The 21089-nt window shown below is 49.5% G+C and carries 27 protein-coding genes; 7 read left to right on the forward strand and 20 right to left on the reverse strand.

Annotated elements, in window-relative coordinates:
• The first annotated feature begins 35 nt into the window (after nucleotides 1-35).
• Nucleotides 36-752: a flavodoxin family protein gene (locus BO18_RS21035; protein ID WP_034449442.1), complete on the forward strand. Its 717-nt coding sequence runs from the start codon at nucleotides 36-38 to the stop codon at nucleotides 750-752.
• Between the two features lie 82 nt (nucleotides 753-834).
• On the opposite strand, the gene BO18_RS21040 is transcribed toward BO18_RS21035, so the two are convergent.
• The gene (locus BO18_RS21040; protein ID WP_034449444.1) at nucleotides 835-1236 is read right to left on the reverse strand and encodes a GNAT family N-acetyltransferase; all 402 of its coding nucleotides are present in this window, start codon (nucleotides 1234-1236) and stop codon (nucleotides 835-837) included.
• Between the two features lie 139 nt (nucleotides 1237-1375).
• Between BO18_RS21040 and BO18_RS21045 the strand changes: the two genes are divergently transcribed.
• Together BO18_RS21045 and BO18_RS21050 are read left to right on the forward strand one after the other, a co-directional pair.
• Nucleotides 1376-1879 (forward strand): 2'-5' RNA ligase family protein, encoded by a 504-nt coding sequence (locus tag BO18_RS21045; RefSeq protein WP_034449446.1) that lies wholly within the window; start codon nucleotides 1376-1378, stop codon nucleotides 1877-1879.
• Nucleotides 1880-1910: 31 nt separating this feature from the next.
• Nucleotides 1911-2384: a hypothetical protein gene (locus tag BO18_RS21050; RefSeq protein ID WP_034449448.1), complete on the forward strand. Its 474-nt coding sequence runs from the start codon at nucleotides 1911-1913 to the stop codon at nucleotides 2382-2384.
• Nucleotides 2385-2419: 35 nt separating this feature from the next.
• Here BO18_RS21050 and BO18_RS21055 read toward each other — a convergent pair whose 3' ends face one another.
• Together BO18_RS21055 and BO18_RS21060 are read right to left on the reverse strand one after the other, a co-directional pair.
• Nucleotides 2420-3343: a bacteriophage abortive infection AbiH family protein gene (locus BO18_RS21055; protein ID WP_034449450.1), complete on the reverse strand. Its 924-nt coding sequence runs from the start codon at nucleotides 3341-3343 to the stop codon at nucleotides 2420-2422.
• Nucleotides 3344-3365: 22 nt separating this feature from the next.
• Nucleotides 3366-3623 carry a hypothetical protein gene (locus tag BO18_RS21060; protein ID WP_185752540.1) on the reverse strand — a complete coding sequence of 86 codons (258 nt, stop codon included), beginning with the start codon at nucleotides 3621-3623 and terminating at the stop codon, nucleotides 3366-3368.
• Between the two features lie 184 nt (nucleotides 3624-3807).
• On the opposite strand from BO18_RS21060, the gene BO18_RS21065 reads away from it, so the two are divergent.
• A complete protein-coding gene (locus BO18_RS21065; RefSeq protein ID WP_034449453.1) occupies nucleotides 3808-4401 on the forward strand; it encodes a hypothetical protein in 594 nt (197 codons plus the stop codon).
• Between the two features lie 10 nt (nucleotides 4402-4411).
• Entirely contained in the window at nucleotides 4412-4621 is a 210-nt protein-coding gene (locus BO18_RS21070; protein ID WP_034449455.1) for a helix-turn-helix domain-containing protein, read from the forward strand.
• A gap of 170 nt (nucleotides 4622-4791) precedes the next feature.
• On the opposite strand, the gene BO18_RS21075 is transcribed toward BO18_RS21070, so the two are convergent.
• The 11 genes from BO18_RS21075 to BO18_RS21125 all read right to left on the reverse strand — a co-directional run bounded on the left by BO18_RS21075 (nucleotide 4792) and on the right by BO18_RS21125 (nucleotide 13608).
• Nucleotides 4792-5166 (reverse strand): hypothetical protein, encoded by a 375-nt coding sequence (locus BO18_RS21075; RefSeq protein ID WP_034449456.1) that lies wholly within the window; start codon nucleotides 5164-5166, stop codon nucleotides 4792-4794.
• 17 nt (nucleotides 5167-5183) lie between these two features.
• Nucleotides 5184-5717, reverse strand: coding sequence for a GNAT family N-acetyltransferase (locus BO18_RS33285; RefSeq protein ID WP_051689023.1), 534 nt, complete (start codon nucleotides 5715-5717; stop codon nucleotides 5184-5186).
• An 8-nt stretch (nucleotides 5718-5725) separates the two neighbouring features.
• The gene (locus BO18_RS21085; protein WP_051689024.1) at nucleotides 5726-6550 is read right to left on the reverse strand and encodes an MBL fold metallo-hydrolase; all 825 of its coding nucleotides are present in this window, start codon (nucleotides 6548-6550) and stop codon (nucleotides 5726-5728) included.
• Nucleotides 6547-7005 (reverse strand): GNAT family N-acetyltransferase, encoded by a 459-nt coding sequence (locus BO18_RS21090; protein WP_034449458.1) that lies wholly within the window; start codon nucleotides 7003-7005, stop codon nucleotides 6547-6549. The genes BO18_RS21085 and BO18_RS21090 overlap by 4 nt, the downstream gene beginning before the upstream one ends.
• Nucleotides 7002-7484: a GNAT family N-acetyltransferase gene (locus BO18_RS21095; RefSeq protein WP_051689025.1), complete on the reverse strand. Its 483-nt coding sequence runs from the start codon at nucleotides 7482-7484 to the stop codon at nucleotides 7002-7004. The genes BO18_RS21090 and BO18_RS21095 overlap by 4 nt, the downstream gene beginning before the upstream one ends.
• Nucleotides 7485-7496: 12 nt before the next feature.
• Entirely contained in the window at nucleotides 7497-7814 is a 318-nt protein-coding gene (locus BO18_RS21100) for a TfoX/Sxy family protein (protein ID WP_034449460.1), read from the reverse strand.
• A 34-nt stretch (nucleotides 7815-7848) separates the two neighbouring features.
• Nucleotides 7849-8247, reverse strand: a complete 399-nt coding sequence (locus BO18_RS21105) for a DUF3795 domain-containing protein (protein ID WP_034449461.1) — start codon at nucleotides 8245-8247, stop codon at nucleotides 7849-7851.
• A gap of 39 nt (nucleotides 8248-8286) precedes the next feature.
• Nucleotides 8287-10089 carry a 5'-nucleotidase C-terminal domain-containing protein gene (locus tag BO18_RS21110; RefSeq protein WP_034449464.1) on the reverse strand — a complete coding sequence of 601 codons (1803 nt, stop codon included), beginning with the start codon at nucleotides 10087-10089 and terminating at the stop codon, nucleotides 8287-8289.
• 167 nt (nucleotides 10090-10256) lie between these two features.
• Nucleotides 10257-11345, reverse strand: coding sequence for an immunoglobulin-like domain-containing protein (locus BO18_RS21115; RefSeq protein WP_034449466.1), 1089 nt, complete (start codon nucleotides 11343-11345; stop codon nucleotides 10257-10259).
• Between the two features lie 435 nt (nucleotides 11346-11780).
• The gene (locus BO18_RS21120) at nucleotides 11781-12662 is read right to left on the reverse strand and encodes a hypothetical protein (protein ID WP_034449468.1); all 882 of its coding nucleotides are present in this window, start codon (nucleotides 12660-12662) and stop codon (nucleotides 11781-11783) included.
• A gap of 583 nt (nucleotides 12663-13245) precedes the next feature.
• Entirely contained in the window at nucleotides 13246-13608 is a 363-nt protein-coding gene (locus BO18_RS21125; protein ID WP_034449470.1) for a TIGR04076 family protein, read from the reverse strand.
• A 309-nt stretch (nucleotides 13609-13917) separates the two neighbouring features.
• On the opposite strand from BO18_RS21125, the gene BO18_RS21130 reads away from it, so the two are divergent.
• Both BO18_RS21130 and BO18_RS21135 read left to right on the forward strand, forming a co-directional pair.
• On the forward strand, nucleotides 13918-15573 hold the full coding sequence (locus BO18_RS21130) for a SulP family inorganic anion transporter (RefSeq protein WP_034449472.1): 1656 nt from the start codon (nucleotides 13918-13920) through the stop codon (nucleotides 15571-15573).
• A 127-nt stretch (nucleotides 15574-15700) separates the two neighbouring features.
• Nucleotides 15701-16465 (forward strand): hypothetical protein, encoded by a 765-nt coding sequence (locus BO18_RS21135; RefSeq protein WP_034449474.1) that lies wholly within the window; start codon nucleotides 15701-15703, stop codon nucleotides 16463-16465.
• 811 nt (nucleotides 16466-17276) lie between these two features.
• Here the strand turns inward: BO18_RS21135 and BO18_RS21140 are convergent.
• The 6 genes from BO18_RS21140 to dcd form a co-directional block, all read right to left on the reverse strand.
• Nucleotides 17277-17633, reverse strand: coding sequence for a hypothetical protein (locus BO18_RS21140; RefSeq protein ID WP_034449476.1), 357 nt, complete (start codon nucleotides 17631-17633; stop codon nucleotides 17277-17279).
• Nucleotides 17634-17676: 43 nt separating this feature from the next.
• Entirely contained in the window at nucleotides 17677-17898 is a 222-nt protein-coding gene (locus BO18_RS21145) for a DUF3800 domain-containing protein (protein ID WP_034449477.1), read from the reverse strand.
• A 171-nt stretch (nucleotides 17899-18069) separates the two neighbouring features.
• Entirely contained in the window at nucleotides 18070-18921 is an 852-nt protein-coding gene (locus BO18_RS21150) for a CPBP family intramembrane glutamic endopeptidase (RefSeq protein WP_034451518.1), read from the reverse strand.
• A gap of 109 nt (nucleotides 18922-19030) precedes the next feature.
• Nucleotides 19031-19864, reverse strand: a complete 834-nt coding sequence (locus BO18_RS21155) for a carbohydrate ABC transporter permease (protein WP_034449479.1) — start codon at nucleotides 19862-19864, stop codon at nucleotides 19031-19033.
• Nucleotides 19852-20511, reverse strand: coding sequence for a class I SAM-dependent methyltransferase (locus BO18_RS21160; RefSeq protein ID WP_051689027.1), 660 nt, complete (start codon nucleotides 20509-20511; stop codon nucleotides 19852-19854). The genes BO18_RS21155 and BO18_RS21160 overlap by 13 nt, the downstream gene beginning before the upstream one ends.
• 14 nt (nucleotides 20512-20525) lie before the next feature.
• Entirely contained in the window at nucleotides 20526-21062 is a 537-nt protein-coding gene (gene dcd, locus BO18_RS21165) for a dCTP deaminase (RefSeq protein ID WP_034449481.1), read from the reverse strand.
• Between the last annotated feature and the right edge of the window lie 27 nt (nucleotides 21063-21089).

Consider the following 21089-nt stretch of genomic DNA (forward strand, 5'->3'; position numbering starts at 1 on the left):
CCACACGATCCAACCGCTTTATTGGAGAAAACAAGATGAAGATAACTGTAATAAACGGAACAGAAAAGCACGGTGTAACATACAGACTTAAGGAAGCATTCCTTGAGCCGTTAAGAAACACAGCCGAGATAACGGAATTCTATCTTCCGAAAGACTGCCCGGGCTTCTGCGCAGGATGCACGACCTGCTTTAGCAAAGGTCCGGAAGCCTGCAAAGATGCGAAGTATGTACTTGCTATCGAGAAAGCCCTGCTCGAAGCAGACCTTCTGGTATTCACATCGCCGGCTTACGTTTTCCACGCGACAGGTGCCATGAAAGCCATGCTCGACCACTTCGGCTACCACTGGATGCCACACCGCCCCGCCAAAGAGATGTTCGGCAAGCGCGCGGTCATAATCACCCAGTGTCTCGGCTCCGGTGAAAGCTCTACTGCCAAAGACATCAAAGACAGTCTCTCCTGGTGGGGCATAAGCAATATCAGGAAGTGTACATTTAAGCTCATGGGAGATGTGGTCTGGGACAGACTTTCTGAGGAAAAGCGCTCGTCCATGTTAAACAGCGTCACCAAGGCCGGCAGTAAATACGCTTCGATCGACTATTCCGTGCCGGCCCGCACAGGTCTGATAGTAAGGTGCAAATTCTATGCCTGCCGGATTCTTCAGACGAAGATCGGCAAAGAACATCCCGAATATACTGATTACAGATATTGGAAAGCAAACGGCTGGCTCGATAAGGTCAGACCGTGGAAGTGACACTTTCCGCCTGTCTTCGCTTCACTGTCGCACCGAAAAGGACGGCCGCGATCATCGCAGGCAGCACTCAGAACACCATGCTTCATCCTCTCATGAAGCCGCAGCAGCCGAACTCGGACAGCTCCCTGAATCCTGCAGATCTGTAGAAAGCGATCGTCTTTTCGGTGTTGTCGGTGACAAGTTCGATCTGCCTTACGCTACGGTATCTTTCGAGCGCCGCCTTCAGAAGCGCCGTGCCTACACCTTTGCGCTGAAACCGCTTGTATACGATGATGTCCTGGATAAAAACGATCGTGGCACCGTCACCAACAGCGCGCAGGATGCCCATGAGCTCACTGCCTTCATAGGCCGCCAACACGACGAGCGAGTTCTCATATCCTTTTCTGAGAGATGCGGGATCTTCGGTGTACGCCTTCCATCCCGCGTCCGCATAGAGCGCGATTATCTCTTCCTCATTAAAGTCTGTATATTCTCTGATATCCATCTTCATTTCCCCTGCGCATTTCGATGCTGAATCATCAGTCTGTTTTCGACAACAACGTATTATACATCAGGTAAACGGTTATCAGGTTTTTAATCTCTGTGTGAGATAATGTTCTCATCAGTTTACGGAGGCACAAGACATGGCAGAACAATTTCTGGTCCTGATGGCAGATTGGGATGACGAGACGCAGAAGATACTGGACGGCTGGTATAAAGAGCTTCAAAACGCGGGCTTCACCGGACAGCAAACACCCGGTCTTCCTCACCACATCAGCATGTCTTCCTACCCGCTCGAAATGGAGGACGAAGCAAAAGCGTTAGTGCAAAAAGTCGCAGACGGATTTGCTCCTGTTAAGGTCAACATAAGCCACATCGGAATGTTCGCAGGCGGCAGGATCCTTTTCGCCGCGCCCGATAAAGATCCCGGACTGGACAGACTCCATGAGGCATGTGATATGGGCACAGTTCAGGAACATCCGTGGACGCCTCACACGACCATACTTATCGACGAACCCGAAGTGGTGCACTCCGCCCTTCCGATCGTAGTAAGAACGTTCAGGCCGATCACGGGAACGATAACGAGACTTCATCTCTGCGCGTTCTGGCCGACGAGAGAAATAGCTTCGTTCGAACTAAAGGGTTGAAAAAGCAGCATTCGTGCAGAAAGGAAACGTCATGGCTTATAAAGTAAACTTCGGACCTCTGTTCACCTCCGAAAAGACCGAATACGAACCGGGCGAACCCGTAAAGGTCATATTCCCTTTCATCGCCACAGACACAAGCTACAGATTCCATGTAAATGCTGACGATAAGAAAGAAGATTATAAGAACGGCGTTATCGAGATAACGTTCACGATGCCGGACCATGATGTCGAAGTCGATGTCAATTCGAAGAACACCATGGAACCCGAACCCAATCCCATGTTAACTCCGGTGGGCGCATTCACCGGGATGGGCTTTGGCATGTTCGCTCCCGGGATGTTCAATCCACCTTCAGGAAATACACACGAGCCTTCTATCGGCACCACACCTGATATCGGAGTTTCACAGCCTTCGAGTTCACCCGAAGGAGAATGGATCTGCCCTGAATGCAGCACAAAAAACACCGGCAGGTTCTGCACTAACTGCGCGAAACCGAGGCCGGTGTAAATCAGTTATTTATTACCGTACTTCAGGAATAACTTTTACCATCTTTCTTCAGGAACGACTTTAAAACCGAGGCTCTCAAGAAAGCTTATCAGTTTCTGTTTTTTCATCGCACGCTTATTCAGATGCCAGGTTGCCCCGGGCGCTTTCTCTGCGATTTTCGCCGCATAGGATCTGTCAACGCCGACCATTGTTATTCCGAATGAATAGATATCAGTTACCGACGAAAGACTGTCAAAGAAATCCTTGTGCTGAAGATATGCTTTATCAGTATCCTTAATGAATCCGCAGAGCATGTCATCAAGCGAGGAAGACCCGGTAAATCTTTCTTTCGCGCCAATATCTTCATCATACTCACGTTCATCGTTGTGACCGAACAATGCATTCTCCGGATCATCAATTATCCCGTGGATATGACAAACATTCTGAAGATCGTATGCCATTTCGAGAGTCTTTGTATAGTTGAAGTTCAGGAACGCGTCACCTGAAGATAACACTTCCTTAAATTCAGGTTTTCCAAGAGCAGAATAATCTATCTGTGAAAGATTCTCTCTTAACCACATAATGAAAAAATCTCTCAAATAAGAAAATGCAGGCGAAACGTTTTCGGCTTCACATTGATATGCTTTTACACTGTCTTCAAAATCGCTGTCAGAAGCATCAAGATCAATCTGGGCACCGCTCATAAGCTCATCTATCAAAGCAGGTCCCAAATAGTTCTCCAGAGCGCCCCAATTGCCTCCGGTGCAATTGTCGATTACCTGACAGATAAACCCTGCCAGTTCTTCTTCGTCGTAATAATATCCATCGTAACCATCGCAAAGTACCGGAACGTCATAACACTTATCTTCGTCGACAGCAAATTTCTGCATCAGATAATCCCTGAAGTCAGAATACTTCGTCGGCAATCCGTGTGCGATATCAAATCCGTTTCCGATAACAAAAAGAGTCTTCGGCTGCATAGTCATCCCTCCTGAAACTCACTTACTTAATTAGGCGTCCGTCTTCATCAAAAGTACACTTTGAGCCATCAATTAAGACCGTCTTAGATTTAACTACCACGTCATTGTGATCAACATCTGTATAGTACCATTCATTACCTTTAAATATCCAAGTGTATTTGTGAAGATCCCAAACTCCGTCCTTATCGAAATAACAACCATCCCAAAACTCGTCAGCAGCCATTGCACCATCCGCCACATCGAAATGCATAACCGTCGCCCCCGCAAACCACTTCTTCAAACACCCCTCAAACCACCCCCTATAAACATAGGTCTTTTAACCCGCGCACGCATACATTAGCACAACGCTCCTCGAAAAATATTTAACGTTTATCGTTAAATTCTTGTTGACAAAGATTAATTCACAGAGTATAGTTAAGCCATCTTCGAAGGTGACACAAACAACGAATAAGGAGAATAGATTTATGAATGAAGAAAATGCAAAGATCGCTAAGCTCAAGAAGAGCTGCCACACCGGCAAGATCGTTTCGAACATCCTCTGCATCTTTTTTGCAATAGGCTGCATCTGCAGCATCATCTCTGCAATAGGCATGTGGTCGATGGGAAGAGAATTTGACGATTACCTTGTTGAAGCACAGCAGAGAGGCGTCATCGAGAATTCCGACAAGGTCGGCGCGGTATCGGCATTCGAGTTCAATCTGGGTATCGTCCCCGCCAACATCGAATCCGACATTCCCGCAGTCCAGGCCGCCATTGACGACCACCCGATGAGCATATTATATGGTGGATACGTCTTCTTTCTAGGATTAGCCTTTGCCGTCGTTTCGGTTCTTTCAAAGATGGTCAGCTCCATCTTCGGACTGATCGAAAAGGAGAACACCCCCTTCACCGCCAAGGTCAAGAAGAGAGTCACGATCGTACTCGCCATCACGAGCGGCATCCTGCTCCTGACAACAGGCTCAACCTTCGGAATCCTGTGCATACTTCTCACCTGGGTTGTCCATAACGTCATCGACTACGGAATGACCTTACAGACAGAGTCTGACGAGACATTGTAAGGAGGCGCCTATGGGACAGATTATATTGAGACTGGACAGGGTCATGGCGGACCGCAAGATCTCGCTTAACGAACTTTCCGAAAAAGTCGGCGTATCGAACGTCAACTTATCCAAGATGAAGAACGGCAAGATCTCCGCCATTCGCTTCTCCACACTGGAAGCGATATGCGAGGCACTCGACTGCCAGCCGGGTGACATATTGGAATACAGGAAAGATTAAGAACGGATATAAGGGATAGAAAACACAAGGGGCTGTCTGACGCATGGTCGGACGCCCCTGTTGTTTTTTTCATCGCAAATGCAAACTGGTCCTGTTGTTTTTTATCGCAGATGCAGGCAGGCCTGAAAGGCCCACGCTGTTTGTATCATCAAACAAAGTCTGTTAAATCATCACACCTGCTCCAGTATCCCTTCATAAGACTCCGCTCTTATGACACGGAAATTCTTCTCGATCTCTCTAGTCCACAGGTCGATCTCGCCTTCGATATCGGACACTTCGGGAAGTATGAATCCCCATATCGTGCATCCCGTTTTCTTGAGCTCGGGAAGGAAGTATTCAAAGCCCCATTCTACGTCTTCTTTCACGTCCTCGAAACCGTTCCTCGCATCAACAATGAAGATGCTGTCCTTGTGTTCGCGCAGAAGCTCAAGCGAAGCTTTTACGGGATCCCTGTAGTCGTCGAAATGAGCCTCCTTTTTCCACACGTGGAAGACCACATTATCCTTTTCTATGTAATCAGTTTTTGCATAATCGCTCTCAAACATATTCCCCTCCTGCAAACTCACAAATCAAGTCTCATGAAAACATCCGCGTGGACGTTATCGTTATATCTTTCAATGCGCCTGAAACCGGTTTTCCCGTACAGTCTTAATGCGTCCTCATACTTCGACATGGAATCCAGAACTATGCACTCATAGCCAAGGCATCTTGCTTCTTCCACAGCCTTGTCCATCAGCATCCGCCCGTAACCTTTGCCTCTGTACGAACGGTCGAGATACATGGCCTTGAGCTCAACGGCGCGCGCACCCGTTTGCTTCAGTCCAACGGTGCATTCATCATTCTTCAGATCGACCGCACCCTCATCAATCTTCTTTCCAGCCGCACGCACATCAACCTTCTTCAGCCCGACGGTCCCTATCACCTCTTCATCAAGAACCAGACAATAAAAGACATCGAATTCGTTTTCAATGTCGTTATAAAAACCGTGCCTGCCGTCAGGTTCGAATTTCTTGCCGAGTTCTTCAAAGCACCCGGCCGTGAAACAGAACAGGCTCTCCTTCAAGGACTCACTGTAAGGGACAAGTCTGACTTCCATAATAAAACTCACATTTCGGGCAGATTTTTTTCGTTGCCGCAGAGCGCGCTGAACTCACCGAATACATACTCCGTGCCGCTCCCCGCATCGTTCGAAAATGGCCTGCCTTCAGCGGTGCCGGCGCACACTTTTTCCATGCCCGACAGGATCGCATCACAGTCAGCCATCGTCAGCGGCTTATATGCATAATGTCCGTTGTATATACGCTCAACACCTGCATCACGAAGTTTTCCGACTGCGCGTGCCAGGTTATCGCGATACTCGGAAGGTGACAAAGATTCTTCAAGGAACAGCCACAGGTGCTCGATTATCGAATCACCCGAGAAGCATATCTTCTCTTCCCTGTCGATCAGCATTATGCTGCCGGGAGTATGCCCCGGTATCCCTACGACTTCCAGTATCTTTCCGCCGAGATCTATTATGTTGCCGTCCCTGACATCCATGGTCTTGGGGAACCTGACCGACGACGGATCCGCATCTTTTATGAACTCACCGTACTTTTCCCTGACCCACGGTTCACCGATCATGGCGGCAAATCCGTCAGCCACTTCTTTGTACATCTCCTTATCAGAAGGATGCATGTACACCTCATCGAAATAATGGTTTCCGAGCACGTGGTCGATGTGTCCGTGCGTGTTGACAACGAACACCGGAAGCGATGTAAGCGAAGCCGTTAACTCCTTCAAGTCGCAAAGCCCGTACGCTGTGTCTATGAGGCATGCGCTCTCGCTCCCGCACACCAGGTACATGCACGCTTCGTACTTCTCGTAGATCTTGTATATGTCGTAATCCCCGTGCGATATCTTCTCGATATCGTAGACATCAGTCCTCATGCCCTTTTCTCCATCTTGTCGAAACAGAGATAGTCGCCGTAACCGGTGTCTATTATGTTGTATCCCGTCTCCTTATACCCGCGCAAAAGATAGATCTTCTTCGCAGGAAGAGACGCGTCGATGCATATGACTTCGTGCGTCCTCAATATCTCCTCTTCGGCGAAATCCATCAGCGCCCTTCCGTAGCCTTTGTGCTGGTACGAAGGCATAACGAACAGCCTGTCTATCTCATTTTCGGAAACCGTCACGGTGCCTGCCAATGCGCCGTCTTCTGTAACCAGCAGATATACATTCCCGGCTTCAATGTCGCGCTTTATGTTCTCATCCGAATGGTGGTTCGCGAAAAACACGACCGCGCCCTCGGGATAGTATTTCGGATATACTTCCGCGATCGTCTCCTGCGTTATCTCTTTTACCGCGTCAAAATCTCTTTCTTCAGCTTTACGTATATTCATGTTCCGTATGGGTTAACCTCTTCTTTGCTTACTATCTCAAATCCTTTGTTCAGATACAGCTGCATCGCGCCCCTGTTCCACACGGCGACGCTCAGCTTCATCTCCTTATACCCCTGCTCCCTCACGTGATTCATTGCCCAGATGAGGATCTTCCTACCGTAACCTTTTCCCCGGAACTTGTCACTTACGAAAAGATCGTCGATCAGATCCTTGCAGCATTCGACCGAGCCAATAAGAATGCCTTTTTCTGTCAAAAGGAACACTTCCGGATCTTCGCCGAGCTGCTTCAGGCCGCCGCCGAAACACATGTAAGGCTCGATGTCCAGAGCCTTCCTCATCGGGAAGAACGCCTGATCGTAAGCTTTCACATATTGCTCTTTATATAGCTCGAAAACATCGTCCGTGAAAGGCACCATCTCGATGTCCGAAGGCGGTATCCGGTCCCTGTCAAAATGCATGTGTATCACGCTGAACTTCATTTTCTGTTCCTCTTACTGCTTCTTCTTTTTCGGCGCCGGGAGCTCAGGATACATCGCGTCGAAAAGTTCTCTCAAGAATTCCCTGTTCTCGACGTCATCGACCATGAGCATCTCCTTCGCGCCTTCATAAGGGAGCTCGAGTTCCGCTTCAGGCATCAGCGCCTGAGCCGACTTCGTTACCTTCACCAGAAACCGGTCATCGTAGATGCCGCCTATTACCTTGCCCTGATAGTAGATGATGTATTCACCCATCATGGCGCGGTATGTGATGCCGTCAAGGAGCGATAACTGCTCCAGGATGAAATCCAGATATTCTTTGCTCGATGCCATATTAAATCACCTCTTGATCGTAGTGATCCGGCGCTTACCTCTTGCCCGTCTGGATGAACTTTATCAGTTCTTCGACATCATCGAAATCATCGTAGTCGCCGATTATGCCTTCCCTGTGATATACGATGCCGTTCTGCTCGTTTATCTCGAGGCGGTCCAGAAGCGCCTCCATGCCGAAACGGCGCACGTATTCGGTAAAGCCCTTCGCCTTTATCTTGTCCTTGAAAAGGCCCTTCTCACAGCCGCTCTCGCTGCACGCCCAGCATCCCGCAACGCCTTTTGCGATGCAGCACTTCCTGTTCTCACACCACTCGGCATCCTTGCACCAAGACAGATCCTTGAACCCGTCGAGCCTGCATCCTTTGCACTCCTTATTCTCCGAGCACAGACAGCAGGCTAGACCGCATCTTGCGATTCCCAATTCACGTTTCATATTTTCTTCCTCATACACTTCAACTTTACAGAATCCGGCTCAGTTGTCCTCTTCGCCGGCTGTATCGCCTTCACCGCCGTCTGCGTTTGTCTCACCCTCGGGAATGTCATCCATGTTAAGGCATGTGCCTCTGGAATATGTATCTGCGGGGATGTGGATGTTGCCGCCGTCACGTCTCTTTCGAAGGACCTCGATCAGAGCCTGATTGTCGACAGGTGCTTCGTCCTTGGAATGAAGCGGTGTCTTGCCTTCGAATACGCTGCCGGGCTGTGATGCGCACGAACCCGTGACGCAGATCTTGTACGTTGTCTCGGTGTCGTCGAGATCGACCTTTGTGCCGTTCGTGAACTTGATGCTGACTATCTCGATCTCAGGCTCTTCAAGCGTGCCGTTGTTATTGTATTCGAATCTGATGCCGGACATCTGGTCGCCGAATGCGGGGTCCTTGAAACCGTCCGCGATGAGCTGGGCGAGCTCTTTGCCGGTGAGACTATAGATGAGCCATACATCATCGTACGGACAGAGCTTGTACATGTCGCCTACTGAGAGCTCGAAGATGCCGCCTTCGGCAACGACGAAATCAGCACATACGGCGTCCTTGCTGCAGAAAGCAGCTATGGCTCCGTCACCCTTCGTATACTCGAGCATCAGGCTCGTAAGGAAGTTGCCGCCGGATGTCGTATGACCGCTTATTATGCCGTCCTTTTCGACTGAGGTCTCGATGTAGCCCAAAGCCTCTTTCATCTGGTCGCTGATGGAATCCCATGCCTTGTGAGAGATGTCGAGGACTTCGGAATCAAAATAAGAGGAATTCGACAGTGTGTCGTAGAGCATTTCGGGATATTCGATGATGCTGTTGTTAACCGGATCTTCAACTGTAACGTTGCCGTCCTTGTCGATAACGAGGACAGCTCTTGAATAACCCTGCGCGTTGCAGTCGCTCTGGAGATATGCGATGCCGTCTCCTGTGTAGCCGCACTGTGCCTCATGCGTACGGCCGCCGCATACGAGATCGACGTCATCATGGCTCAAAGCGCTTGCAACAGTGAGTGCATCCTCATGTGCGACGACGATCGTGATGTCGGGCTTTTCGGCTTCGTTGATCGCCTTAACGCGTGCGGAAAACTCTGTAAGGTCTGCGTGGATCTCATAGTAATCCGCCAGATCTTTCGGAAGTTCGTTGAGATAATCGGGAATATAACCGATGAGGGCTACGCGGTATCCGCCCTTCTCGGCGATAACGTAGTCCTTTGTAAAGAGCGTTCTGTTGTGATTGTTGGCATAGCAGAGGTCGGCGCAGATGACGGGGACCATGGGATCGCCCGTAATGTCACCTAACGTGTATGCGGGGAGAGTGCAGAAATCGTCTGCCGCGCTTTTCGAGACGTCCCATACGTAATCGTGTCCTCCGAGAGTTACGGCGTCGTATCCCATGACGTCCATTGCGGCTCTCATTGCCGCGCCCTGCGAAAGGTTCGATACGGGTGTACCGAAATATATGTCGCCGCTGTCAACGAGGAGAACGTCTTCATAAGTGTCAGACTCTCTGGCGTTCTTGACGTCCTTTGCGATATAAGCGAGTCTGTACTGGAACTTGGTGGAATCACCGCATGTGGTGTCCATTAAAAATCCGTGGATATCGTTCGTCTGGAAAAGCGCGATCCTCTTCTCTTCCGGTTCTGTCTCGGAAGGCTCTGTCGGCAGTGTGGCCGCCGTGGTCTCCTGTACGGTCGGGACGGGCTCGTCGTACGCCACCTTGATGACGTAAATGCATCCGACTATTACAAGTCCCAATATCAGAAAAGCGACTACCGCTCCCAGATTCCTGCTCGATCTCGACATGTGTTTACCTCAGTATTCCATAACTTTATTTACAGATATGATCTGCAAAATCCCCACAATTATACTTTAAGTTTGCGAAAAAACTATGTTTTTATTAAAACGCGCCTTATAAATACCGCAGTTTGGCATGCAGCCGGCATCTTTTTTCCGCACTGCGAAAGGGCCGTTCAATCAATTATCGCTCTGTCTCTTATGCCAAGCAGGGTGCCGTCATGCGCATCGACCATCGCCACTTTCGACATGCTGGAAGCATCATTATAGAACACGTCCCACACAAGCTTCTGCTCGTTATCGATGTCGGTTATCCAAAGTTCCGTGCTGTAATCGCCATTAAGATCCGGCACGTTCTTTGCTGCTTCATCGCCATCTATCGACGGCACGGGATCGACCTTCACGCGGATATAGCCGTTTATAAAACCGTTCACGTGACCTGAGAGATCTGTCGTGATCGTTACCCTTCCTCCGACCTTCGCGTCGCCGCATACCTGATCGTAAGTGAATATGTAACCGTACTCGTCCTTGGATATGAATCCCGGAACGAGCTCTTTGTAAACGTCCTCGCATCCCATCAGCTTGTGGATGCCGTACATGGCAAGGAGACCCTCTTCGGGCGAATCGATCATGTAGTCGGATATCGAACCGATCACGCGGGTGACGTAACCTTCGTCGTCAACATAGATGAAAGTGTCCTCGATAATGTCATTGAAGAAATAGATCTGGTCGGGCTCGTCCAGTACCCACTCCAAAAACGGTGTCTGGCCTTCGAGCTGCGTCTTTATGACACGGAGTTCGAACTTCTTTTCGACCGTCTCTCCGTCAAGTGTTATCTTTGCCGTCATATCCACGAGCACAGACTCATCGGCTTTCCTGTGGATCGTTCCGTCGTTCTCGATTATGCCTTCATTGCCGCTTACCCACTCGACCGTTGCGGGCTCAAAATCCGTCGGCAGCGTTATATTGTGTCTGATGTTCAGATAAGTGTCAGTCCTCTGGAACCCGATGTCGACCTTGTTGTAGATACCTGCTATCTCAGAGCCGTCGTAAGGATCGAAACCGTCATTCACGTTATCAGGTTCGGAGGTTTCTTTCGTTTCCGTCTCAGTCTCACTTTCTGACGTCGTGGTCCCTGTCGTGCTGACGGTTGTTTCAGCAGTGGTCTCTTCCGTGCTCTCTTCGGGTTTTGCCTGACATCCGATCGCCGAAGAACCTACTGAAAGCACCAGCAGCAAAGAAAGGATTCCCTTTAAGTCTTTCATATTGTTTCTCCCCATATCTTGCATCAGCCGTTGATCCCTGTTATGCAGCATTCCATAAAAAACGGGATCAGATACATACGCCAACCCGGATCATCCCCGGCAGAGCGCATCTCCGGATCCGCTCCTTACATATGTATATGTTCCCGCTGAAGAGCATAATATAACTGCCGGCATTACTGCCGCCTTTAAACTAAACATAAGAGCATCCTTCCTTTTACAGACGGAGCAGTCCCCTTATCACATTCCTACTACCGCTAATAGATTAGCATGTAGCAACAAAACGTGACAGGGGACAAACTCTGACGTTAATACCGCCAAATTTAAGTTATGGATGCTCTGAAAGGGAAAGCTTATGTCCTGTCCATTCCAGCTGTTTTCCCTTCTCTTCGATCTGATCGTAAGGGATCGGTCCGTCGTAGTGTCGCGAAAACCGTATCAGACGATGTCGAATGTGCCGTTGTCGTAGAAGAGAACGATCACTTTCGAATAACTGTAGATAAAGCTCGAAGCTGAATTCTGGTATCTCGGATACTCATGGTCCTGGTTAAGCGGCATTCCGAAATGATCTTCGATATAAGGGAACTCGTCATCGTAGATCAGATATCCGTCCTTGTCGCTTTCCCTGAACCATTCGGCCATCTCTTCGGAGCCGTACCGCTCTGCCGTATATTGTCTCGGCGGTATCAGAGAAGTGACGTCGGTTACGTATTCCCACCTGACGAGATGAGGTATGTCATTACCACACTTCTCCATAGCGGCGTTGATGTATTCTGTCTCGAGAGCATCATCCGCGTCGGGATGCGCGTAACTCATCTCGGCGAGCGTATCATACTTCAGTTCGTCTTTTACATACTCGCAGATAAAATCGTATTCCGTCCAGCCGTCGCAAAGACCATAGCTGTGCTCGTTCTCGTATTCATACCAGTCGGAATAGGAATCGATCTTGCGCGCCACGTTTTCGGGAGTGTTGAAAACGGAAGCGAGCAGCTGTTTGCCGAAGTTTACATAACACACGACGCCTAATCCGATGACAGCGAGTCCTATCAGGATGAACTTGATCCACTTCTTGTGATACTTGATGAGCCATGCCAGAAGAGTCACTCCGGCGATAACGATGGGCGGACCCCATATGAACACATTCCACAGGAAAGCTATCGCAATCGCCTCGCCGATGTCGTCAAGTCCGCCGTGGGGGAATGTCGATTCGCCCATGACGGCGAAAAGTATGTATGCCATGACTATCCAGGCTACAGATATACCCAACCCTATCAGAAGGCCCTTGACCCTGGGTTTTGTTTTCGTCTTTTCAGAAACCATCTATCCTACCATTCCTTTTTTTCTGCTTTCCGGACAGCAGTTTTATAAACGCATTATATCAGGAAATCTTGATATGGCTATATGAAGTTGACGAAAGCCCCGCCGGCGGGTAAACCTGCTGACGGGACTTTCTGTTGCTTAACGACAATAAGGAACCAGGGTGTTTATTACTTGCGTATCAGTTTTCGAAATAATCATTTGCAGACTGAAAAACCTCGGCTAAAAAGCCGGTATGAGCCGGGGTTTTGACCGGGATTTGATTCCATTTTCGCGAAAACACGGCTGAAAAGCCGGCTACAGCCGAGGTTTTAGCCGAGGTTTTCGAGCACTTTGCATACAGGTACTGATCAGGTATGTGATCAGGAAAATTTATTCGGCAGTAATGCGGCACTGCCGGATCATTTGCCGTATTTTTCTTCAACTAACCCGGAAAAATCATGCAGAAATGCGGCAGTGCCGAAACTCTGCCGATTTTTCAACGATAACTTTATCTGAATCTGACAACCTAATAAATAAGCGGCACTGCCGAAACAGTTGCCGCACAAAAAACATCAATAAAACAAGCCCATCTCAGTTCAGATCATCATGTCTGATCGGGATACTCCCAGAATCCGCCTTTGTGGAAATTCTCGTTGCCCAAAGGCTTTGCGGTGAGCTTGAAGATTACGCATCCGTCAGGGCATACGACAGTCTTAGTGTACTTGCCGTCGCCGCCAAGGTTTTCGAGATCGCCGCCGCTCCTTACGGCCTCCATGAGGGGATAGAGCATCATCATGGTCTTGGAGCAGATGCCGTATCCGTCTTTGTTGACGGGGCAGCCGTATGTGCAGGTGTAAGTGTCGCCGATCTCCTCGCCGTTACGGCAGTAGCGCTCAGTATGGTCGCCGTGAAGAAATCCCGTTACTTCGACCGTGAACTCGTATTCTTCGTCATACCACTTCTTCATGTGATCTTCCCCCGTAAACTATTGATCAATGACCCGGCAAATCCGTTTTTGCTGAACCGGTTACTATAATAACACAGGCTGTTGCCGCACGTTCTTTGACGTGATCTAATCATTTGACGCTTATGTCGAAAAACAGGCGGCTGTTTTTTATCTCTTGTCACTTTCGTGATCAGGACAGTTTCCGTTATTCTGTTGATGCACCCGTTTTCCTTCCCGTACTTCTTTTGTGAAAATGCTAATTGCTAACAATCACCTCTATTCCTAAAATACTTTGGTCTAAAAGCAGAAGTAAGAATAGAGGATCGGTCCATGAAAGAATTCAAGCCCAAGCTGTTCTCGGTAATGAAGAATTACTCAGGTTCACAGCTCGTAAAAGATATAGTCGCCGGCATCATCGTTGCGATAATCGCACTGCCGCTTTCGATAGCACTCGCGATCGCGTCGGGAGTCGGACCCGAAGCGGGCATCTACACCGCGATCGTTGCGGGATTCATCGTATCATTCCTTGGCGGCAGCAGAGTTCAGATCGCAGGACCCACGGCCGCCTTTGCGACCATCGTTGCGGGCATCGTAATGAAGGACGGCACAGAAGGTCTTATCATCGCGACGATCATGGCGGGCATCATCCTCATAATCATGGGTTTCTGCAGATTCGGAAGCCTCCTCAAATATATCCCCGACCCGATCACCACGGGCTTTACTGCAGGTATCGCCGTCACGCTCTTCATCGGCCAGATCAAGGACTTCACGGGTATCTCCTACATGAACGGTGAGAAGCCCATCGAAACTTCCGAAAAGATAATGGCTCTCATAAACAACGCCGTTACCATCAACTGGCAGGCCGTCATGATCGGAGCCATCGCGCTCGCGATCCTCATCGTCTGGCCCATGATCTTCAAAAAGATCCCCGGTTCTTTCGTGGCAGTAATCGTAACCGCGGCCATCGTTGAGATCTTCCATCTTGACGTCAACACCATCGGCAAGTCTTTTCAGGACATACAGGCAGGACTCCCTCCGATAAGCATCAACCTTTCGATGTTCTCTTTCGAGGCAGTAAAAGGACAGCTCTCCAACGCCGTCACGATCGCATTCCTCGCAGGCGTTGAGTCACTCCTTTCGGCAGTTGTCGCAGACAGCATGATCGGTTCAAAGCACCGCCCCAACATGGAACTCGTGGCTCAGGGCGTCGGCAACATCGCATCCGCATGCCTGGGCGGTATCCCGGCAACGGGCGCGATCGCAAGGACTGCCGCAAACATCAAGAACGGCGGACGCACACCGATCGCCGGCATGGTCCACTCGGTAACGCTCCTCATCGTGGTCGTTTTCCTGATGCCTTATGCAAAGCTCATCCCCATGCCCTGCATCGCTGCGATCCTCTTCCAGGTCGCATACAACATGAGCGGCTGGCGCAGGTTCGTCAAGCTCATTAAGAGTTCGCCCAAGAGCGACATCACAGTGCTCGTCATCACTTTCGCGCTCACGGTCATCTTCGACCTCGTCGTTGCAATTGAAGTAGGCGTGCTCCTCGCTGCAGTCCTCTTCATGCACAGGATGAGCGAGGTTACGCAGGTTGAAGGATGGAAGGATTTCGATCCCGAGAACGACCCCGACTCGATGGATCTGCGCGTGCTGCCCGAGCACACCATCGTATATGAGATCTCCGGCCCGATGTTCTTCGCTTCAGCCGGAAAGATCCTTCAGATATCGCCCAAGGAAGACACCAAGGCGCTTGTCCTCAGGATGAGGAGCGTCAGCACGATCGACGCGACCGCAATGCGCAACCTTGAACTCCTCTACGACGACTGCAAAGCCAGAGGCGTTCAGCTCATCATGTCGCACGTCAACGAGCAGCCCATGAAGGTCATCTGCAAGGCGGGATTTGACAAGAAGCTCGGCAGCGACAACTTCTGCGCGCACATCGACGACGCGCTGGCAAGGGCTCAGGCGATAGTAAAGGGGTAAAGGCGGCTCGATAGCCCGGTGTGCGGCATGGGTGCACATCTGTAAGCAGCTTCCCCGGCTCTGCACGCAGTTCAGCCGAAGTAGTGGTATAATCCTCAATCAGGAATTAACCAAGGGGGATTAATATATGGATTCTTTGCTCATACTTATTTTCAAGATAGCCAGGTTCCTGCCGCTCCTGGGCTCGATCGGCCAGATAGTGCTCGGCATACTCATCCTCACGGCAAAGCCCAAGTCAACAAAGGTATTTGGCATCGGCATCATCGTCAGCTCTTTGGGCGGCATGATGACATTCGCAAGGTCGGGAGCCCTGATGGCAGGCTCGGTCGAGATGTATTCGAAAGTCACCACAGGATCTTCAATCGTCAGTTTCTGCGTCGCATTTATTTCGACGCTCTGCATGTGCATATTCATCCATAAGAATTATGGCAAGAAGCTCATCTATATTCCGCTGCTCATAATCGAAGTGCTGGCACCGCTCGCAAGCACTTTAGTCCGTGTACTCCTGCTCAAAGCGGTCGGCGTTGGCTTCGAGAGCCTTCAGGCATGGATACTCATGACCGGCACCATCAATTCGCTCGTAACGGCGGTTGCTTCTTCGCTCATCCTGATCCTCATATTCCGCAAGCACAGGGACAGCGAAAAGGTGATTCCCCACTACTGGATCATCCTCACGATCAATCTCGTTTACAAGGTCATCACAAGCCTCATACTCATCATCTTCTCGCTGCAGCTGCTGAGAGACCCTTCCCTTATCAGTGATCTGACCAACATTAATGACCTGCTCATTCTCTCAGGCTATCTCTTCGGCCTCATCAGCCCGATCTATATCTGCGTGATGGCTTTCAAGGCAGGCACGCGTCTGCCGCAGGGAGAGAACACCGCGGTATAAGCTTGCTGTTTAGTTTGGATAATTAAAAAAGCAGTCTCAAGATGCGTATAGCTTTTGAGACTGCTTTTGTTTTGGTTTGTGAATGGGCAGGTATCGAAATAGATTGCTTTACCTGTATTTCGATACTTTTGCTTTTCGCGAGGTATCGATAATAAGAAATATTCCTGGATTTTGACACCTTGGCTTTCCAGAAGGTATCGAAAATGAAGTCTTATTCTAAATCTCGATACCTTGGACTTTTGAAAGGTATCGTAAATGAGAAGTTTTCCTGAAAAACGATACCTTGACCTTCCGGCTGATATCGTTTTTGAAAACTTTTCCCGGAAAACGATACCTTGACCCTTCGGCTGATATCGTTTTTGAATTCTTTTCCTGGAAAACGATATCTTGACCCTCCAGCTGATATCGTTTTTGAAAACTTTTCCTGGAAAACGATATCTTGACCCTCCGGCTGATATCGTTTTTGAATTCTTTTCCCGAAAAACGATACCTCAGGCTGAAATTATCCCATCGGGAAGTTTTTCGAGACTTTGGGATAAAAATGGAGCTCGAAATTATCCCAAGATGAGGTTTTCTGACAGTTTAGGATAAAAAACGAACCGCAAATTATCCCAAGCGAAGCATTCTTGAACTTTTGGGATAATTTCACCTCTTAAAATTATCCCGCGGAGGCAAAAATTCATGTTTTGGGATAAAATCGCCATTCATGGAGTCTTTGGCAGGTATCGAAATGGATTGCTTTACCTGAATTTCGATACTTTCGCTTTTCGCGAGGTATCGAAATAGAGTATTTTTCCTAAATTTCGATACCTCAGATCACCTTTACGCTCTTGTCCGGAAAGAACGGATTATAGACGATCTCGACATAGCTGCCGGGATTATGCAGCCCGTAGTTGTTGGCATAGGGGGCCGAGATATGACAGTTGACGGTGTACTCTTCACCGCCGGCAAAGAAGCTGAGCGTAAGACTCTCGTTAACTGTGCCTGAGAGCTCGGGTGTGTGATAGTCACTATCCATTAATCCCTCTGCCTCAATGCTGGCATAATGTGCCGAGTTAACGACCTTTGCCGTGGTATTCACATACGGCACCGTGAACACGACAATTGCGATTGCAACCAAAGCGACTATTCCCGTAACCGTCATTATAACCTTCACTGCTTTGCTCATGATTCCTCTCCTTTTCCGAACATGGTATGACCTTCTGATACCATTAATACAGACAAGTAAAGGAAAATGTTGCAGCCGATGATTTTTCCAAACAATCAGAAAAACCCTCATTCGCAGCACGCTGATTAAGTCCGGCTATTTTATCGGAAATATCATCACTTTGGTCATGCAGAACAATGGCAACATAATAGTACGGCGAATGAGCCTCATAGGGACCAAAATCACCGCTCTCATCAATAAAACAACTGAGAACCCTTTTTGCCATTCTTTGCTCCAAAAAGAAAAAGCGGGGGATTCCCCCGCAGCTTGGTGGACCAGGGTCTTACGACCAGCCCAAATCAGTCACCTGATTTAAATTGATTATATAGTGACCATTTACCCCTGTCAAACCTTACTGTTGTTCTAACATTTTATCCCGTTAAGAACACATCACCTCTTAAGCAAGCGCGCACTTTGCGACCTTCGCCTTCTTCAGCCTCACATATATGACGACAGCAACGAAAGATGTCAGCTCGCCGATCAGCACGCGCATTATCTGGTTCTCGTCGACGCCAGTCTCCGTGACAACGTGCAGGAGATTCGTTACAACGCAGTTGTTGAAGAAATGGTCGGCAAGCCCGATCCATACCGAGCCGGACTGCTCGTAGAGCATGCCCCACTTGATGCCCATGAGAGCCGAGAGAACGACATAGCCGATGCTCATTACGGCGAACTCGGGGATGGTCATCTGACCGTCGATAACGCTCCTTAAGGGTGTTACCAGATGCCAAATGCCGAACAGGAGTGCCGCGAGGAAGAGCGCGCCCTTAGGACCGATCTTCTCTTTAAGATAAGTGATGTAAAAGCCCCTGAAGAGCCCCTCTTCCATCCACACGTTTATGATGTTGAAGAAGATGCACATGAGGACGAAAAGCACACCCGTCTGCTTATTCACGTCGCCCGTAAGAGAGAAGCCCGTCACGAAGAACTCCATGTGACCGGGATTGCCCTGTACGGCAAGCGCGATGAACTCGGCGCCAAATCCGATCGTATAGAAGACCGCGCAGATGAGAAAACCCTTGAGGCAGTCAGGCAGAAAACGCGCGGCCTTAAAGCCGATGTCGCTCCACTTCATCTTCAAAAGCGCCAGGAGCACGAAGAGTACAACGATGCCGAAGACCTTGTTGACGAAGCACTCCGCAAACACGGTCTCGTCAGTTCTCAGAAAGAAGACCTCTGCCGCGTGGACTATGAGGCAGATGATGAAGATGATGACAGAACTTGATACACGCTTTTCCTTAAAAAACATAAAAGACTCCTTTTCGCTTTCTTCTGCATTCAATATACAGATGAGCGCAAAAGGAATCTTTACACAGACCTTGTGCAATCCTTAACCGTTTCTTACACGGGGAAGCAGTTTAATTCTTGACGCCGCCCAGCGTAATGCCGTCGACTATGTGCTTGGACAGCAGCAGATATATGACCATTGGCGGCAGACAGCAGAACAGTATTATCTTATAATCCGCAGTGTTCCGTACCAAGATCGGGATGGTCATCTTGGCGGGTTCCGTAAGGACGACCATGGGTACGAAGAGGTTGTTCCAGCTCGCAACGAATGCGAGTATGCCCTGCGTGGCGAATGCCGGCTTCATTAACGGAAGCACGATCGTGTTGAAGATCCTGAACTCTCCCGCGCCGTCGAGCCTTGCCGACTGGATTATCTCCGAGAGATCCGTGGCCTGCAGATACTGCCTCATGAAGAATACCGTGACAGGCGCCGCAATCGCAGGCAGGATGAACATGATGAGCTTGTTTGTCATGTGCATCTTGTAGATCATCTGGACGAAGCCGATCGACGAGATCGTCGTGGGGATCATCATGACGGCGAGCACAAACTTGTTGAATACTTCCCTGAGCCTCCAGTCGTAAGCGACGATCGCATATGCCGTGAGCGCCGAGAAATAGAGCGTAAGAGCTGTGCTGCAGACGCCGATTATGAATGAATTCTTTAAACCAGTGAATATCTGTGATTCCAGAAAATCGTTGACGTTATTCCAGCCTAAGAAAGCTCCCTGGAGCTCATGCGCCTCCCAATGGCCGCCCGGCCCCTGAACATAGACATATGTGGGGCCCCATGAATCCTTGAGGATGATGATGAACGGCATCAGGATAACGATCGCGACAACTATCGCGACCACATATATGGCAATCTTTGTTCCGGTCTCTTTCGACGGCTTGGTTATCGATTCCATGGTTTCCTCACGCATCCCCTGAATAGTCTCTTCTCAAGATTATACCTTTTCATGACCTCTTCGTGGAGATAAAGTATCTCAAAATCCTTAAAGAAATATCTGATGTTGTCCTCGTCGAAGAACCGCTTCATCATCTTCTCTTCGGATTCGTACACGTGGTGCTCGAGTTCTATTCCCTGCCCCGCGCCGTGATTTACGTCATTTACGGAGTTCACGCGGAAGAACAGATGCCCGCCCGGAGTGAGCACGCGGCTTATGTCGGCGATGATCCTCTTTGTGTCCTCTTCACCGAAATAATGCAGGCAGAGGTCCGCCACCACCGCATCGAATGCCCCGTCATCGAAAGGAAGACCGTCGAGCATGTTGAATACTCTCGCGTCTTCTATCTCCGGGAAATTCTTCCTGATGTTCGATATCGCGTTCTCCGACTGGTCGCACGGAATGACGCGCAGCCCTTTCGACAGAAGATAGAGCGTGTCGTTCCCGCCGCCGCACCCGAGATCGAGCACAGGCCTTGAAACGTTCTCAAGTATGTCGTCGAACCTTACGAGCCAGTCGTCGGTCTTTATCGACCCGCGCTCGTATTCCTTATGTATGCCGTTCCAGAAATCCAGAGAATTCCGCCTGTAGTCCTGTGCCTGTCCCATGCCGGCCCTTTAACTTACGCGTTCTCGCTGTCCCTGAAGACTCTTGATCCCGTGGCGCCGCGCTGACCCTGGTACTTTCCGTCGTAGGGGTTGAGCGCATGCTCATCGAGCTTTGCGAAAACCAGCTGGCCGACTCTTCTTCCGGCCTTGAGTTCTATGGCGCACCTGTTGGCATTGTAGAGTTCGAGCGTTATCTCGCCCTTGAATCCCGGATCGACCCATCCCGCATTCTGGATGAAAAGGCCCATCCTGCCAAGAGAGCTCCTGCCCTCGACAAATGCCGTAAGGTCGTCGGGCAGCTCGAAATATTCCATCGTCGTTGCAAGGACGAACTGCCCCGGCATTATCAGATAGGTATCCGTGGTTATGGACTTGTATTTGATCTCGTTTTCCAGAGTGATTACGCTCGAAGGCGTATCGTCGACAACGCTGAAAGTGTTGCCAAGACGGATGTCGACACTCGCGGGCTGTATCTGTTCTTTAGTCAGAGGCTCTATAGTAAGAGTCTTCTCCTCAAGCATCTTAAGTATCGTCTTGTCCGAAAGTATCATTCCGTATTCCCCCTGAGCATTTAGTTT

The organism is Butyrivibrio sp. AE2032, assembly GCF_000702965.1.

Coding starts and splice junctions, on each gene's coding strand:
- BO18_RS21050 (WP_034449448.1), top strand. CDS start 1,911: ATGGCTTATAAAGTAAACTTCGGACCTCTGTTCACCTCCGAAAAGACC.
- BO18_RS21120 (WP_034449468.1), bottom strand. CDS start 12,662: ATGGTTTCTGAAAAGACGAAAACAAAACCCAGGGTCAAGGGCCTTCTG.
- BO18_RS21105 (WP_034449461.1), bottom strand. CDS start 8,247: ATGAAACGTGAATTGGGAATCGCAAGATGCGGTCTAGCCTGCTGTCTG.
- BO18_RS21100 (WP_034449460.1), bottom strand. CDS start 7,814: ATGGCATCGAGCAAAGAATATCTGGATTTCATCCTGGAGCAGTTATCG.
- BO18_RS21130 (WP_034449472.1), top strand. CDS start 13,918: ATGAAAGAATTCAAGCCCAAGCTGTTCTCGGTAATGAAGAATTACTCA.
- BO18_RS21075 (WP_034449456.1), bottom strand. CDS start 5,166: ATGTTTGAGAGCGATTATGCAAAAACTGATTACATAGAAAAGGATAAT.
- BO18_RS21150 (WP_034451518.1), bottom strand. CDS start 18,921: ATGTTTTTTAAGGAAAAGCGTGTATCAAGTTCTGTCATCATCTTCATC.
- BO18_RS21070 (WP_034449455.1), top strand. CDS start 4,412: ATGGGACAGATTATATTGAGACTGGACAGGGTCATGGCGGACCGCAAG.
- BO18_RS21090 (WP_034449458.1), bottom strand. CDS start 7,005: ATGAATATACGTAAAGCTGAAGAAAGAGATTTTGACGCGGTAAAAGAG.
- BO18_RS21065 (WP_034449453.1), top strand. CDS start 3,808: ATGAATGAAGAAAATGCAAAGATCGCTAAGCTCAAGAAGAGCTGCCAC.
- BO18_RS21115 (WP_034449466.1), bottom strand. CDS start 11,345: ATGAAAGACTTAAAGGGAATCCTTTCTTTGCTGCTGGTGCTTTCAGTA.
- BO18_RS21040 (WP_034449444.1), bottom strand. CDS start 1,236: ATGGATATCAGAGAATATACAGACTTTAATGAGGAAGAGATAATCGCG.
- BO18_RS21095 (WP_051689025.1), bottom strand. CDS start 7,484: ATGAAGTTCAGCGTGATACACATGCATTTTGACAGGGACCGGATACCG.
- BO18_RS21085 (WP_051689024.1), bottom strand. CDS start 6,550: ATGAGGACTGATGTCTACGATATCGAGAAGATATCGCACGGGGATTAC.
- BO18_RS21125 (WP_034449470.1), bottom strand. CDS start 13,608: ATGAAGAAGTGGTATGACGAAGAATACGAGTTCACGGTCGAAGTAACG.
- BO18_RS21055 (WP_034449450.1), bottom strand. CDS start 3,343: ATGCAGCCGAAGACTCTTTTTGTTATCGGAAACGGATTTGATATCGCA.
- BO18_RS33285 (WP_051689023.1), bottom strand. CDS start 5,717: ATGGAAGTCAGACTTGTCCCTTACAGTGAGTCCTTGAAGGAGAGCCTG.
- BO18_RS21140 (WP_034449476.1), bottom strand. CDS start 17,633: ATGAGCAAAGCAGTGAAGGTTATAATGACGGTTACGGGAATAGTCGCT.
- BO18_RS21110 (WP_034449464.1), bottom strand. CDS start 10,089: ATGTCGAGATCGAGCAGGAATCTGGGAGCGGTAGTCGCTTTTCTGATA.
- BO18_RS21135 (WP_034449474.1), top strand. CDS start 15,701: ATGGATTCTTTGCTCATACTTATTTTCAAGATAGCCAGGTTCCTGCCG.
- BO18_RS21160 (WP_051689027.1), bottom strand. CDS start 20,511: ATGGGACAGGCACAGGACTACAGGCGGAATTCTCTGGATTTCTGGAAC.
- BO18_RS21155 (WP_034449479.1), bottom strand. CDS start 19,864: ATGGAATCGATAACCAAGCCGTCGAAAGAGACCGGAACAAAGATTGCC.
- BO18_RS21045 (WP_034449446.1), top strand. CDS start 1,376: ATGGCAGAACAATTTCTGGTCCTGATGGCAGATTGGGATGACGAGACG.
- BO18_RS21145 (WP_034449477.1), bottom strand. CDS start 17,898: ATGGCAAAAAGGGTTCTCAGTTGTTTTATTGATGAGAGCGGTGATTTT.
- dcd (WP_034449481.1), bottom strand. CDS start 21,062: ATGATACTTTCGGACAAGACGATACTTAAGATGCTTGAGGAGAAGACT.
- BO18_RS21035 (WP_034449442.1), top strand. CDS start 36: ATGAAGATAACTGTAATAAACGGAACAGAAAAGCACGGTGTAACATAC.